The organism is Bradyrhizobium sp. MOS001, assembly GCF_004634465.1.
Lineage (GTDB): Bacteria > Pseudomonadota > Alphaproteobacteria > Rhizobiales > Xanthobacteraceae > Bradyrhizobium > Bradyrhizobium barranii.
This window is the reverse complement of record NZ_SPVJ01000011.1, coordinates 22,407-36,090: the sequence shown is the minus strand read 5'-3', so window position 1 is coordinate 36,090 and position 13,684 is coordinate 22,407. Positions and strand designations below refer to the sequence as shown.

Sequence of the window (13,684 nt, the reverse complement as noted above, 5' to 3'; positions counted from 1 at the left end):
ACATGGCTGGCTCAAGAATAACAAAAGACATCTTCGGAACGCTGCCGGACGGCCGCAACGTCGAGCGCATCGTGCTGCGCGGGGAGGGCGGGTTCGAAGCCCGCATCATCACCCATGGCGCGGTGATCCAGGCGCTCATCGCACCGGACGCCAAAGGCGGTTACGACGACGTCGTGCTCGGCCATGACGCGTTCGCCGGTTATCGCGCCGAACGAAAGTTCTTCGGTGCCACCGTCGGCCGCTACGCCAACCGCATTGCCAACGGACGATTTTCGCTGGACGGCGAAACGGTGCAGCTTCCGGTCAACAACGGTCCGAATGCGCTGCATGGTGGCCTCGACGGGTTCGATCGCAAGCTCTGGGAGATCGCCGCCATCGACGACGGCGCGGAGCCGGGCGTCACGCTCACCTATTCGAGCCCGCATGGCGAAGAAAACTATCCCGGCCGGCTCGACGTGCGCCTGACCTATCGCGTCACCGGCCCGGCCGAGCTGTCGTTGACGATGGAGGCGCGAACCGACCGGCCGACCATCGTCAACCTGACCAATCACAGCTTCTTCAATCTGGAAGGCGCGACCTCAGGCACGCCCATTATCGACCACAAGCTGACGGTCGCCGCCGAGCATTTCCTTGCCATCGATCCCACCGCCATTCCGTTGGCTGAGCCGCCGCGCGCGGTGGCCGGAACGCCGTTCGACTTCCGCGACGGCGAAGCCGTCGGCGCGCGCATCCGCGAGAGCGATCAGCAATTGCGGAACGGCAAGGGCTACGACCATACCTACTGTCTCGGGCGCGATGGCAAGCTTGCTTTCGCGGCCCGGCTGGAGGCGCCGCGTTCAGGGCGCATCATGGAGCTCCTGACCAATCAGCCCGGCCTTCAGGTCTATTCCGGCAACTATCTCGACGGCACGATTTCGGGCAAGGGCGGCAAGCTCATCCGGCAGTCGGATGCCATGTGTCTCGAGCCGCACATCTGGCCGGATGCGCCGAACCGGCCGGATTTCCCGAGCCCGCGCCTCAATCCCGGCGAGGTCTACCGTCATCACACGGTCTATCGCTTTGGAGTGAGGACGCCATGATGGAAGAGGTGCCGACCTCGGTTCTCTCGGACGATCCGTGCCACCTCGGCGAGGGGCCGACCTATGATTTGAGCACCGACACGGCCTGGTGGTTCGATATCCGCGAGGAGCGGCTGTTCGAGGCGAATCTCGGCAGCGGCAGCATTCGCGTCCACGCGCTCGGCCGGATGGCGAGCGGTCTCGGGCGCATCGACGCCGAGCGCCAGTTGATCGTCGCCGAAGACGGCCTCTACATCCGCAAGCTCGCCGACGGCGCGTTGACGCTGGTCTGTCCGCTTGAAGCCGACAATCCCGCGACGCGCTCCAACGATGCCCGTGTGCATCAGTCCGGCACGTTCTGGATCGGCACCATGGGCCGCAATGCGGAGGCAGGAGCGGGCGCGATCTACGCGTTCCATCGCGGCAAGATATCGATGCTGTTCCCCCGCATCACCATTCCCAATTCGATCTGCTTTTCACCGGACGGTGCGACCGGCTACTTCGCCGACACCGCGCGCGCCGTGCTCTACGCCGTTCCGCTTGATCCGGCGACCGGCTTGCCGCGAGGCGAGCCGGACGTTCTGTTGCGCCACACCGGCATCGGGGGGCTCGACGGCTCGGTGTGCGACGCCGACGGGCGGATCTGGAACGCCTGCTGGGGTGCGGGCCGGATCGATGTCTACTCTCCGCAAGGCGAGCGCCTGCGCTCGCTGCGCGTGCCGGCAAGGCAATCGAGCTGCCCGGCCTTCGTCGGCCCTGATCTGTCACGCCTCCTCGTCACCTCGGCCTGGCAGGATATGGACGCGGCGGCGCGCGCTGCCGATCCGCAAGCCGGCTGTACTTTCCTGTTGCAGGCATCTGCGCGTGGCCGCGCGGAGCCTGACGTCAAGCTCGCATAGGAGGCTCGAAGCCGCACACGACCAACGTTCTCGACGAAACGAAGAAACAGTCTGACACCCAAGGGAGTAAAACATGCTGAAACTGAAGACGACATTCCTCGCGCTGGCGCTGGCCGGCGCAGCGACGATGGCCTCAGGCGTCACTGCCTCCGCCCAGGACAAGGCGACGGTTGGCATTGCCATGCCGACCAAATCGTCGGCGCGCTGGATCGACGACGGCAACAACATGGTCAAGGTGCTGAAGGAGCGCGGCTACAACACCGACTTGCAATATGCCGAGGACGACATCCCGAACCAGCTCTCGCAGGTCGAGAACATGGTGACCAAGGGTGCGAAAGCGCTGGTGATCGCGGCGATCGACGGCACCACGCTGTCCGACGTGCTCAAGCAGGCGAAAGCAAAAGGCATCACCGTGATCGCCTATGATCGCCTGATCCGCGGCACGCCGAACGTCGACTATTACGCGACCTTCGACAATTTCCAGGTCGGCGTGCTGCAGGCGGAGTCGCTTGTGCAGGGGCTCGGCCTCAAGGACGGCAAGGGCCCGTTCAACATCGAGCTGTTCGGCGGCTCGCCCGACGACAACAACGCCTACTTCTTCTACAACGGCGCGATGAGCGTGCTGAAGCCGTACATCGACAGCGGCAAGCTCGTCGTCGTCTCCGGCCAGATGGGCATGGACAAGGTCGCGACGCTCCGCTGGGACGGCGCCACCGCACAGGCGCGCATGGACAATCTGCTCAGCGCCTACTACGGCAACAAGAAGGTCAACGCGGTGCTGTCGCCCTATGACGGCCTCTCGATCGGCATCATCTCATCGCTGAAGGGCGTGGGCTATGGCAGCGCCGGCCAGCCGATGCCTGTTATCTCGGGTCAGGATGCCGAGGTGCCCTCGATCAAGGCGATGCTGCGCGGCGATCAGTACTCGACCATCTTCAAGGACACCCGCGACCTCGCCAAGGTGACCGCCGACATGGTCGACGCCGCACTCGCCGGCAAGCAGGTCACCGTCAACGACACCAAGACCTACGAGAACGGCGCCAAGACGGTGCCGTCCTATCTCTTGAAGCCGGTCGTGGTCTACAAGGACAATTGGGAGAAGACTCTGGTCGACAGCGGCTACTACAAGAAGTCGCAGTTCCAGTAAGCTTCTTTCTTTCCCCTCTCCCCGCTTGCGGGGAGAGTCTCTTCTCCCTCTCCCCGCAAGCGGGGAGAGGTGAACTAGCAGCGATCGAGGGATGTGAAATCATGACCGCCATGCTGGAGATGCGCAACGTCAGCAAGAGCTTTTCAGGCGTGCAGGCTCTGCGTGACGTGAACTTCTCGGTCGAGGCCGGGCAGATCCACGCGCTTGTCGGCGAGAACGGTGCCGGCAAATCCACACTGATGAAAGTGCTCAGCGGCGTCTACCCGGCCGGCAGCTACGAGGGTACCATCGTTTTCGAGGGTGAGGAGCGCCGCTTCCGCGACATCAACGATTCTGAGGCGCTCGGCATCATCATCATCCACCAGGAGTTGGCGCTGATCCCGCTGATGTCGATCGCGGAGAACATCTTCCTGTCGCATCCGCCGTCAAAATTCGGCGTCATCGATCGCGACGAGGTCTACCGGCGCACGCGCGAGCTGCTGGCGCAGGTCGGCCTGAAGGAATCGCCGGATACGCTGATCACCGACCTCGGCGTCGGCAAGCAGCAGCTGGTAGAGATCGCGAAGGCGCTGTCCAAGCGGGTGCGGATGCTGATCCTGGACGAGCCGACCGCGAGCCTCAACGAGGCCGACAGCGCCGCGCTGCTCGAACGCCTGATGGCTTTCCGCGAGCAGGGCATCGGCTCGATCCTGATCTCGCACAAGCTTAACGAGGTGGCCAAGGTCGCCGACCACATCACCGTGCTGCGCGACGGCCGCACCGTCGACAGCATCGACTGCCGCAGCGAGCCGATCCAGGAAGACCGCATCATCCGCAGCATGGTCAACCGCGATCTCGCCCATCGCTTTCCCGAGCGCAGCGCGAAAATCGGCGGGCCTGTCCTGACCGTCGAGAACTGGTCGGTCTATCACCCCATTCATCCCGAGCGGCAGGTGATCAAGAACGTCAATTTCGGCGTGAAGCGCGGCGAGGTCGTCGGCATTGCCGGGCTGATGGGCGCCGGTCGCACCGAGTTTGCCATGAGCCTGTTCGGCCGCTCCTGGGGCACCACTATCAGCGGCCGCATCAAGCTCGAGGGCCATGAGATCGTGCTGCCGAGCGTTGCGGCCGCGATCGACGCCGGCCTTGCCTATGTCACCGAGGACCGGAAGCAGCTCGGCTTGATCCTGGCAGATGACGTCCGCAAGAACATCACGCTCGCCAGCCTCGACCAGGTCGCACCCGGCCGGGTGATCGACGACATCGCCGAGCTGAAGGTTGCCAGCGACTACCGGAGCCGCATGCGCATCCGCTGCTCCGACGTGTACCAGGAGACCGGCCAGCTCTCCGGCGGCAACCAGCAGAAAGTGGTGCTGTCGAAATGGCTGATGACCGATCCCAAGGTCCTGATCCTGGACGAGCCGACACGGGGCATCGACGTCGGTGCCAAATACGAGATTTACTGTATCATCAACGAGCTTGCGGAGGCCGGGCGCGGCGTCGTGGTGATCTCCTCGGAGATGCCCGAGCTGCTCGGCATCTGCGACCGCATCTGCGTCATGAACGACGGCGCCTTCGTCGGGGAATTCAAGGGCGCAGAGGCGACGCAGGAGAAGATCATGCGCGCCATCATGCGCAACGAACGAAGCAACGGAAACAGCGTGCCTGAGGCCGCGGAGATGGGAGGATCGCAGCCATGACCGACAAGACGGTGTCGCTGCCCGAGGAGCGCCGGCACGGCAGCTTCATCAAGAACAATTTGCGCAATTACGGCATGCTGATGTCGCTGATCGCGATCATGCTGTTCTTCCAGGTCATGACCGGCGGCACGCTGCTCCAGCCGCTCAACCTGACCAATCTGGTGCTCCAGAACAGCTACATCGTCATCATGGCGCTCGGCATGCTGCTCGTGATCGTCACCGGCCATATCGACCTCTCGGTGGGGTCGGTCGCGGGCTTCGTCGGCGCGGTCGCCGCTCTGCTGATGGTGACGTACAAGGTCGACTATACACTCGCCTTCATCGCCTGCCTCGTGGTCGGCGCTGCGATCGGCGCGGCGCAGGGCTATTGGGTCGCCTATTTCAAGATACCGTCTTTCATCGTGACCCTGGCCGGCATGCTCGTATTCAAGGGACTTGCGCTCGCGGTGTTGCAGGGGCAGTCGCTCGGGCCGTTTCCGCCGACCTTCCAGAAATTGTCGTCGGGCTTCATTCCGGAGTTCCTGCCCGAAGCGGGCACGCTGCATCCGACCTCGATGCTGATCGGCGCGGTGCTGGCGCTGGGGCTGGTCTATGCCAGCGCCAAGAGCCGCGCGCGGGAGCAGTCGCACGGCATCGAGGTCGAGCCTTACGCGTTCTTCCTTGGCAAGAGCGTGGTGCTGGCCTGCGCCGTGCTCTACTTCACCTACCTGATCGCGACCTATCGCGGCTTGCCGAACGTGCTGGTGATCATGAGCGCCTTGATCGCGCTCTACGGCTTCGTCACACGCCGCACCGTGATCGGCCGGCAGATCTATGCCGTCGGCGGCAACGCCAAGGCGGCAAGCCTGTCGGGCATCAAGACCGAGCGGCTGACCTTCCTCACCTTCGTCAACATGGGCGTGCTCGCAGCCCTTGCCGGCCTCGTCTTTGCCGCGCGTCTCAACACCGCGACGCCGAAAGCGGGCCTCGGCTTCGAGCTCGACGTCATCGCCGCCTGCTTCATCGGCGGCGCCTCGGCCTATGGTGGCGTCGGGCGCGTCGGCGGCGCCGTGGTCGGTGCCATGATCATGGGCGTGATGAACAACGGCATGTCCATCCTCGGCATCGGCATCGACTATCAGCAGGTCATCAAGGGCCTGGTGCTGCTCGGGGCCGTGTGCATCGACGTGTATAACCAGCGGCGGTAGGCGCAAAATCACGTCGCGGGGGAGGCTCTGGCGCCGCCCCGCCAGGCGACTACCATTTTCGTCAATTTCGATCACGGCATCGCGACCGGAACCGATGCCTCGCGATGACCATGATTTGGGGACTAGATCCGGGGGGTGCCGAGCAGGGCACGGGCAGGGCAGCACCAGTGGCGGCTCATATCCACGAGATGACAGACGATGAATTTGAGGGCCGGCTTCGCATCCTCTTGCGCATCGTTTCCGTCTGCACCCTCGGGCTAGGCTCCTTTGCTGCAGGTTTATTGATCGGGGCCTTTGTTCTGTTTTGAACGAGGCGATTCACGCCAGAGCCTCGGAACGAGAGGCGCCGGCGCGTCTTCTTGATCTAGATCAACCGATCGCCAATTCCGTGCTAATCTCATGTGGTCGACGCAAGGGACCACGGGGAACCTGAGTGACGAGTACAGTGAGGTCATCGCCGGCTTCGGAAGTGATGCTGGTCTCGACTTTGCCGGCGTTGCAGCTGATCTACGACACCGCCCCGATCGGGTTAGCCTGTCTGTCGCCGGACTGCCGCTATTTGCTGATCAACCAGCGTCTGACCGAGATCTGCGGCATATCCATCGAAGGCCATCTTGGACATACGGTCAGGGACTGCGTGCCGGCCCTGGCGGGTTCCGTCGAGCAGATTGTGCGCTCGATCGTCGCGACGGGCGAGCCCGTGATCGGTATCGAGGTGGCGGGGCAACGGGCTGATCAGGTCGAGGAGCGTTCCTGGGTTACTTATTGGCACCCGCTGCGAATGCCGGACGGCGAGATTGTCGCGGTCAACGTGGCAGCGGAGGAGATCACCGAACGCAAGCGCGCCGAGCGGGAGATTCGCAGCGCCAGGGACGCCGCTGAGACCGCGCTTCGCCATCTGCGCGATATCCAGGACACCTTGATCGAGGCGGAAAAGCTGGCGGCGCTCGGGCGCATGGTTGCCGGTGTCGCGCACGAGATCAACACGCCGCTCGGCAGCAGTCTGACGGTGGCATCGACGCTCCAGCGCAAGGCGGAGCAGTTCGCGGCGGAGGTCGCGCGGGGTAATCTCAAGCGCTCGACACTGACAGGGTTTCTGGAACTGGTCAGCGATGCGTCGGCGCAGCTGGTCACGAATCTCGGTCGCGCCGCCGAGCGGGTGCAATCCTTCAAGCAGGTGGCGGCTGACCAGACCGAGTCACTTCGGCGCAGCTTCGACGCAGGCGAGCTGACCGGCCAGGTTCTGTCGCAGTTCGAGCGGCAGTTACGGGTGCGCGACATCGCGTTCAGCCTCCACTGCGAAACGAATCTCGCCATGGACAGCTATCCCGGGCCTTTCGGCCAAGTGCTCACCAACCTCGCAGTCAATGCGATGACGCACGCGTTCTCCGATGGTGAGACCGGGACGATCAACGTCTCGCTCCGTGCGGTCAATGATGACCACGTTGAGCTGCTGTTTGCTGATGACGGCTGCGGCATGGCTCCCGATGTGGAACGGCGGGCCTTCGACCCGTTCTTCACCACGCGCCGACACGACGGCGCCAGCGGACTCGGTCTGCATATCGTGCACAGCATCGTCGTCGACCGGCTGGGTGGGCAGCTCCGGCTCGAGAGCCTGCCCGGCGCGGGGACGCGGTTTCAGCTCATCCTGCCGAGAATAGCGCCCGACCGGCGATAGCTGATCGTCTCCTCATCGGTAGTGCCCGGCTACTGCGTCGTGAACAGCACCGTCGCGATCGCGACGGAGAGGCTCACCGCCGATACCGTCGCCACCGTCGACAGCACGCCCATGCGCCGGAGCGCGATGGCGAAGGCGATGATGATGGGTGTCGCGGTCATTAGCCCGATCTGTGCATCGCTCATGTCATTGCTCACCGCTCTTTGCGAACCCTGAGTCTGTTCGTACCGCGCTCCGGCGAGCGAGACGTTGCGTCGGCGCAAACATCTCCGCCGGTGGCCCCCCAGTTTGTCCTGCGACAAATTCCGAACTGGACGGTTGAGCTAGGTCTGGCCGGTGTCCTGATCCGGAAAGACGATGTCTGCGGCCGATTGCGAACAACAGGGAACCGGCTGGGGAATCTTGGAAGATCTCCCCGGCGATCCCATGATCTGGGTGCTGATCTTCAGCGAGCTCGTCGCCTTCGGCCTGTTCCTCGGCGCCTTCGTCGTTGCCCGGGCGATCCATCCCGTTGTGTTCGCGGCGGGGCAGGCGGCGCTCAACGCGAATCTCGCCGGCCTCAACACAATCGTGCTGGTGACCAGCGGCTGGGCCGCGGCGAGGGCGACCAGATCTGCGCGCGCCAATGAAAAGCAGGCCTCGCGCCGCTGGCTACTGATTGCCATGGCGCTCGGCGGCCTCTTCATCGCGATCAAGCTGACCGAATATGCCGAAGAGATCGGTCGCGGGATCGGCCTGGAGACCAGCCCGTTCTTCACGCTCTACTTCCTCCTGACCGGCTTCCATCTCCTGCATGTTGGCCTCGGCATCATCATCCTTGCCGTGGTCTGCCGCCGCGCCGAGATCTCGGGCGTCGAGACCGGCGCCGCCTTCTGGCACATGGTCGATCTGGTCTGGATCGTCATGTTCCCGATCCTCTATCTGGTGCGCTGATCATGCCCGGCCGTCTCGACATCACCTGGCTCGTGCTGATCGGCCTCGCGCTCGCGACGATCCTGCTTCCGCCACTGATGCCGCGTCCGCTGCTCGCCAATGCACTTCTCCTGGTCCTTGCCGCCATCAAGGGCCGCCGAATCGCGCTCGATTTCATGGACCTTCGGGCGGTGCCGGCGCTCTGGCGCGGCCTCGTCAGCGCATGGATCTTCATCGTCGTGCTGTTCGCCTGGCTCGCCTCCGCCGTCGTCGCATTGATCTGACGCCGCCAACGCAGCGCTCATTGCGCCCGAACAAAGACCCGTCGGCACCGATCGGCAAGATACAGCATCACTGCTCCTCATTACTGGACTCACAACGGAAAGGACTGGCAATGGCTGAACGCCTGACCAAGTCGGCGGCGCGAAACGTCTTCTACGGCGGCTCGGCTTTCTTCTTCGCCATCTTCATCGGGCTGACGGCGCACAGCCACTACTATATGGCGACGACCTCGACGGACGCGACGACGCTGACATCGTCGGTCGCGCGCGGCAAGCATGTCTGGGAGAAGAACTCCTGCATCAATTGCCACACCTTGCTGGGCGAGGGCGCGTATTTCGCCCCTGAAGTCGGCAATGTCTGGGATCGCTGGGGCGGCAATGAGGATCCGGCCGCGGCGCGCGAGACACTGAAGGCCTGGATGCAGTCACAGCCCTCGGGCGCGGAGGGCCGGCGCCAGATGCCGCAGTTCAATCTCACCGACCAGGAGCTCAACGATCTCGCCGACTTCCTGCAATGGACCAGCAAGATCAAGCGCCAGGAGTGGCCGCCGAACAAGGCCGGCTGACGCCTTCCTCTTTCAGGGCCTTGCCTCCTTCAAGGCCTTGCCTCTTTCAAGACAGAGAGAACCCGAAATGAAATATCAGACCCAGAAAGTCGCGATGCTGTATTTCTACGGCGCGCTGACCCTGTTCCTGGCGCAGGTCCTGTTCGGCCTCCTCGCCGGGACCATCTACGTTCTGCCCAACACGCTGTCGGTGCTGCTGCCGTTCAACATCGTCAGGATGATCCACACCAACGCGCTGATCGTGTGGTCGCTGATCGGCTTCATGGGCGCGACCTACTTCCTGTTACCGGAGGAAACCGAGACCGAGCTGTACAGCCCGCTGCTCGCAAAGATCCAGTTCTGGATGTTTTTTGGCGCGGCGGGGGTGGCCGTGGTCGGCTATCTCTTCCATTACCATGAGGGCCGCGAATTCCTCGAGCAGCCCTTCATAATCAAGGTCGGCATCGTGGTCGTCTGCCTGATGTTCCTGTTCAACGTGACGATGACGGCGCTGAAGGGGCGCAAGACCACGGTCACCAACATCCTGCTGTTCGGTTTGTGGGGCGTCGCGATCTTCTTCCTGTTCGCCTTCTACAATCCCGCCAATCTCGCGGTCGACAAGATGTACTGGTGGTATGTCGTTCATCTCTGGGTCGAGGGCGTCTGGGAGCTGATCATGGCGTCCGTGCTCGCCTATCTGATGATCAAGCTCAACGGCATCGACCGCGAGGTGGTCGAGAAGTGGCTCTACGTCATCATCGGCCTTGCGCTGTTCTCAGGGATTCTCGGCACCGGCCACCACTTCTACTGGATCGGCGCGCCCGGTTACTGGCAGTGGATCGGCTCGCTGTTCTCCACGCTCGAGGTCGCACCCTTCTTCACCATGGTGATCTTCACGGTGCAAATGACCTGGAAGGCCGGCCGCAAGCATCCGAACCGCGCCGCGCTGCTGTGGTCGGTCGGCTGCTCGGTGATGGCGTTCCTCGGCGCCGGCGTCTGGGGCTTCCTGCACACGTTGTCGTCGGTGAACTACTACACCCACGGCACGCAGGTCACCGCCGCACATGGCCATCTCGCCTTCTTCGGCGCCTATGTGATGCTGAACCTGTCGGTGATGGCTTATGCGATCCCGCAAATCAAGGGACGTGCGCCCTATAACCAGTGGCTCAGCATGACCAGCTTCTGGATCATGTGCACGGCGATGATGACCATGACCTTCGCGCTGACCTTTGCCGGCGTGATTCAGGTCCATCTCCAGCGCGTACTTGGCCAGAGTTACATGGACGTGCAGGACCAGCTTGCCTTCTTCTACTGGGTGCGGCTCGGCTCCGGCGTGTTCGTCGCGATCTCAGCATTGATGTTCGTCTGGGCGGTGCTGGTGCCCGGCCGCGAGAAGCAGGCGACTATCCCAGGCGCCCTGCAACCGGCCGAATAAACACAAGGCGGCCGCGCAAGTCGCGGCCGCCTTTCCCGAATGATTTCCGGAGAAAAACCATGACAGCAGCACTTCACGCCTTGTCGGCACCCGCGCTCGTGCTCCCGGCTTACGTTCCGAGCGGCAACGAATGCGCGCTGTTCGAGCACGCCTGGCGGCATCAGCTCCCGGTCTTGTTGAAGGGACCGACCGGCTGCGGCAAAACGCGCTTCGTCGCTCACATGGCGGCGCGGCTGGGATTGCCGCTTCATACCGTCGCCTGCCACGACGATCTCACCGCCGCCGATCTTACCGGCCGCTACCTGCTGAGGGGCGGCGACACCGTATGGACCGACGGTCCGCTGACACGGGCGGTGCGGGAAGGCGGCATCTGCTATCTCGACGAGGTCGTGGAGGCGCGCAAGGACGTCACGGTGGTGCTGCATCCGCTCACCGACGACCGCCGTATCCTGCCGCTGGAGCGGACCTGCGAGGAGCTGGTCGCGCCGAAGAGCTTCATGCTGGTGGTCTCCTACAATCCCGGTTACCAGACGCTGCTGAAGGCGTTGAAGCCGTCGACGCGTCAGCGCTTCGTTGCCATCGAGTTCGGCTTCCTGCCGCCGGAGCAGGAGATCGCGGTGGTGGCGGCCGAGAGCGGGCTCGCGCCCGACTATGTGCGGCCGCTGGTCCTGCTGGCCGGCCGGCTGCGCGCGCTGAAGGGGCACGACCTGGAGGAGGGCGTTTCGACCCGTCTCGTGGTCTATTGCGCCACCCTGATTGCGGCCGGAGCCTCAATTACGGATGCGGTGCTGGCCGGCATGATCGAACCGCTCACCGATGATGCAGACGTCAAGGCGGCGCTGCTCTACGTCGCACGCGCCGTGATCTCCTGAGGGTGATGCGATGCTCGATTTCCTCGAGCTTGAAGAAACCGTCGGCCGCGCCTGGCATCGCCTGGTCGGCGGCACCGCGAGCTATCCGGTCCATGCCGAACACGCGGTATCGCTCGCGGAGGTGCGCGGCCGGATCGCGATCATGTTCCGCGCGCTTGGCGGGGAGACGGGCGTGCAGATCGCGAGCGCGAGTGCCCGCCGGACTGGGCATCGGCTCGGATGGCGGCAGCGCATCGGGCTTGGCGACGAGCGGCTCGCGCAACCCGGGCGTGATGCCGCGACGATCTTCCTGCCCGACAACATCGCGATCTTCGCCGATCGCGGGCTGAATGCTGCGCTGTACCGGTGGCTGGCCGCGTGGTTTGCCTTTGCACCGGTCGAAGTGATCGCGGAGGCCGATCCGCTGCGGCGCGATCTGCTGACGCTGCGCCGGACCAGCGAAGTCGCGGTGCTTGTGCTGACGGAATGTCCCGGCCTTGCCGAGGACTACGCCCGGCTGGCCGCGGCCACGGCCATGGCGCGGCCGCACCGGCCATTGCCGCGCATCGAGCAGGACATGGAGCAGATCGTGCTTACTCTGCTCGGCGCCGATACGCCGCCGGTGGGAAAGCTGTGGCCGGCGATGATGGGGACGGGGCCACTGCCGGACAAGGCGCCGCCGGGTTACCGTTCGATCCTGCCATGCCCGCTCTGGGGCGATTGCTGGACGCGCGAGCTGTCGCCCGCACATGAAGGCGACGACGATTGGGCGTCGACCGCTGCGCCAGCGCCATCAGACGATCGCAAGCGTTTCGCCGTCCGCGAGCGCGAGGACGGTACCAATCGCCGCGATCCTTTCGTACTCAATCGCTTTGAAAAGATTCTCGCGATGGCCGAGATGATCAATGTCGACCGCCCGGCTGACGACAGTGAGGACGAGGACGCGCGGAAGGCAGCCGACGACCTCGAGGAGATCACGCTCAGCCGCCGTAGCGGCAAGCCGGCGAGCCGGCTCAAATTCGATCTCGACCTGCCGCCGGAAGCCCTCGATGTATCGCGATTGAACGCGGACCTGAGCTATCCCGAATGGGATTATCGCAGCGGCTCCTATCTGCCCGATCATTGCCGCGTGCTCGCGGGTGCGGCCTCCGAGCTGGGTGAGGGCTGGATGCCCGATGACGCCATGCGTCGGCACATCCGCCAGGTGCGCCGCCGCTTCGAGGTGTTGCGGCCGCGTCATGAATTGATGCGCGCCCAAGCCGATGGGCACGACCTCGACCTTGACGCGCTCGTGCGTGCGCGGTGCGATCTCCGCGCCGGAAGTTGCGGGGGCGGTCTCGATCGCGTCCATGTGGCGATGCGACCGCGAGGGGACGATCTTGCCGTCACGCTGCTTGTGGATGTCTCGCTCTCGACGGATGCCTGGGTCGATGGTTATCGGGTGCTCGACGTCGAGAAGGAGGCGCTGCTGGTGCTTGCGCACGGCCTGTCGGCCTGCGGCGATCACCACAGCATCCTCACCTTCACCTCGCGCCGGCGTTCCTGGGTGCGGCTCGAAACGGTCAAGGCCTTCGGCGAGCCGATGAGTGGCGCGATCGAGCGCCGGATCGGCGCGCTGAAGCCGGGCTATTACACACGGATCGGTGCCGCGGTACGTCACGCCTCGGCCGAGCTGGCGCGCCAGCCGCAGCGCAAGAAGCTACTGCTCGTCCTCACCGACGGCAAGCCGAATGACGTCGATCATTATGAGGGCCGCTTCGCGGTCGAGGACACCCGCAAATCCGTGCAGGAGGCGCGGCGGCTCGGCATCGCGGTCTTCGGCGTGACGGTCGATGCGACGGCGCAATCCTACGTCCCGACGCTGTTCGGCCGCAGCGGCTACGCCATCGTCGGCAACATCCGTCGACTGCCTGCGGCGTTGCCGGCGATCTATCGACAGGTCGCCCATTGACCCCGGAGAATCCGCATATGTCCTCCACCGGGTGAACTATTGCTCAAAGCATGGGTATATG

At 64.1% G+C, this 13,684-nt stretch carries 13 protein-coding genes; 12 read left to right on the top strand and 1 reads right to left on the bottom strand.

The window, feature by feature from the left end:
- The first annotated feature begins 2 nt into the window (after positions 1-2).
- From CT676_RS16970 to CT676_RS16945, 6 genes are all read left to right on the top strand, one after another.
- Complete coding sequence (locus CT676_RS16970; RefSeq protein WP_085399411.1) at positions 3-1,079, top strand: aldose epimerase family protein; 1,077 nt, start codon at positions 3-5, stop codon at positions 1,077-1,079.
- Positions 1,079-1,957 (top strand): SMP-30/gluconolactonase/LRE family protein, encoded by an 879-nt coding sequence (locus CT676_RS16965; RefSeq protein WP_085399412.1) that lies wholly within the window; start codon positions 1,079-1,081, stop codon positions 1,955-1,957. The genes CT676_RS16970 and CT676_RS16965 overlap by 1 nt, the downstream gene beginning before the upstream one ends.
- Positions 1,958-2,030: 73 nt before the next feature.
- Positions 2,031-3,104, top strand: coding sequence for a multiple monosaccharide ABC transporter substrate-binding protein (gene chvE, locus CT676_RS16960; protein ID WP_063984479.1), 1,074 nt, complete (start codon positions 2,031-2,033; stop codon positions 3,102-3,104).
- Positions 3,105-3,205: 101 nt separating this feature from the next.
- Positions 3,206-4,783, top strand: coding sequence for a multiple monosaccharide ABC transporter ATP-binding protein (mmsA, locus tag CT676_RS16955; protein ID WP_085399413.1), 1,578 nt, complete (start codon positions 3,206-3,208; stop codon positions 4,781-4,783).
- Entirely contained in the window at positions 4,780-5,970 is a 1,191-nt protein-coding gene (gene mmsB / locus CT676_RS16950; protein WP_085399414.1) for a multiple monosaccharide ABC transporter permease, read from the top strand. Before mmsA ends, mmsB begins: the two co-directional genes overlap by 4 nt.
- 472 nt (positions 5,971-6,442) lie before the next feature.
- Positions 6,443-7,648 carry an ATP-binding protein gene (locus CT676_RS16945; RefSeq protein ID WP_085399415.1) on the top strand — a complete coding sequence of 402 codons (1,206 nt, stop codon included), beginning with the start codon at positions 6,443-6,445 and terminating at the stop codon, positions 7,646-7,648.
- A gap of 29 nt (positions 7,649-7,677) precedes the next feature.
- On the opposite strand, the gene CT676_RS44050 is transcribed toward CT676_RS16945, so the two are convergent.
- Positions 7,678-7,833: a hypothetical protein gene (locus CT676_RS44050; protein ID WP_085965373.1), complete on the bottom strand. Its 156-nt coding sequence runs from the start codon at positions 7,831-7,833 to the stop codon at positions 7,678-7,680.
- Positions 7,834-8,005: 172 nt separating this feature from the next.
- Here CT676_RS44050 and CT676_RS16940 point away from each other — a divergent pair, with 172 nt between their 5' ends.
- The 6 genes from CT676_RS16940 to CT676_RS16915 all read left to right on the top strand — a co-directional run bounded on the left by CT676_RS16940 (position 8,006) and on the right by CT676_RS16915 (position 13,623).
- On the top strand, positions 8,006-8,581 hold the full coding sequence (locus CT676_RS16940) for a cytochrome c oxidase subunit 3 family protein (RefSeq protein WP_135214996.1): 576 nt from the start codon (positions 8,006-8,008) through the stop codon (positions 8,579-8,581).
- A 2-nt stretch (positions 8,582-8,583) separates the two neighbouring features.
- Positions 8,584-8,844: a cytochrome C oxidase subunit IV family protein gene (locus CT676_RS16935; protein WP_085399417.1), complete on the top strand. Its 261-nt coding sequence runs from the start codon at positions 8,584-8,586 to the stop codon at positions 8,842-8,844.
- A gap of 110 nt (positions 8,845-8,954) precedes the next feature.
- On the top strand, positions 8,955-9,407 hold the full coding sequence (locus tag CT676_RS16930; RefSeq protein ID WP_085399418.1) for a cytochrome c: 453 nt from the start codon (positions 8,955-8,957) through the stop codon (positions 9,405-9,407).
- Between the two features lie 67 nt (positions 9,408-9,474).
- The gene (locus CT676_RS16925) at positions 9,475-10,821 is read left to right on the top strand and encodes a cbb3-type cytochrome c oxidase subunit I (RefSeq protein ID WP_085399419.1); all 1,347 of its coding nucleotides are present in this window, start codon (positions 9,475-9,477) and stop codon (positions 10,819-10,821) included.
- A 59-nt stretch (positions 10,822-10,880) separates the two neighbouring features.
- Positions 10,881-11,693, top strand: a complete 813-nt coding sequence (locus tag CT676_RS16920; protein WP_085399420.1) for a CbbQ/NirQ/NorQ/GpvN family protein — start codon at positions 10,881-10,883, stop codon at positions 11,691-11,693.
- Positions 11,694-11,703: 10 nt separating this feature from the next.
- Positions 11,704-13,623, top strand: a complete 1,920-nt coding sequence (locus tag CT676_RS16915) for a VWA domain-containing protein (protein ID WP_135214995.1) — start codon at positions 11,704-11,706, stop codon at positions 13,621-13,623.
- The last annotated feature ends 61 nt before the right edge of the window (positions 13,624-13,684 follow it).

Coding starts and splice junctions, on each gene's coding strand:
- CT676_RS16935 (WP_085399417.1), top strand. CDS start 8,584: ATGCCCGGCCGTCTCGACATCACCTGGCTCGTGCTGATCGGCCTCGCG.
- CT676_RS16945 (WP_085399415.1), top strand. CDS start 6,443: ATGCTGGTCTCGACTTTGCCGGCGTTGCAGCTGATCTACGACACCGCC.
- mmsB (WP_085399414.1), top strand. CDS start 4,780: ATGACCGACAAGACGGTGTCGCTGCCCGAGGAGCGCCGGCACGGCAGC.
- CT676_RS16920 (WP_085399420.1), top strand. CDS start 10,881: ATGACAGCAGCACTTCACGCCTTGTCGGCACCCGCGCTCGTGCTCCCG.
- chvE (WP_063984479.1), top strand. CDS start 2,031: ATGCTGAAACTGAAGACGACATTCCTCGCGCTGGCGCTGGCCGGCGCA.
- mmsA (WP_085399413.1), top strand. CDS start 3,206: ATGACCGCCATGCTGGAGATGCGCAACGTCAGCAAGAGCTTTTCAGGC.
- CT676_RS16915 (WP_135214995.1), top strand. CDS start 11,704: ATGCTCGATTTCCTCGAGCTTGAAGAAACCGTCGGCCGCGCCTGGCAT.
- CT676_RS16930 (WP_085399418.1), top strand. CDS start 8,955: ATGGCTGAACGCCTGACCAAGTCGGCGGCGCGAAACGTCTTCTACGGC.
- CT676_RS16970 (WP_085399411.1), top strand. CDS start 3: ATGGCTGGCTCAAGAATAACAAAAGACATCTTCGGAACGCTGCCGGAC.
- CT676_RS44050 (WP_085965373.1), bottom strand. CDS start 7,833: ATGAGCGATGCACAGATCGGGCTAATGACCGCGACACCCATCATCATC.
- CT676_RS16940 (WP_135214996.1), top strand. CDS start 8,006: ATGTCTGCGGCCGATTGCGAACAACAGGGAACCGGCTGGGGAATCTTG.
- CT676_RS16925 (WP_085399419.1), top strand. CDS start 9,475: ATGAAATATCAGACCCAGAAAGTCGCGATGCTGTATTTCTACGGCGCG.
- CT676_RS16965 (WP_085399412.1), top strand. CDS start 1,079: ATGGAAGAGGTGCCGACCTCGGTTCTCTCGGACGATCCGTGCCACCTC.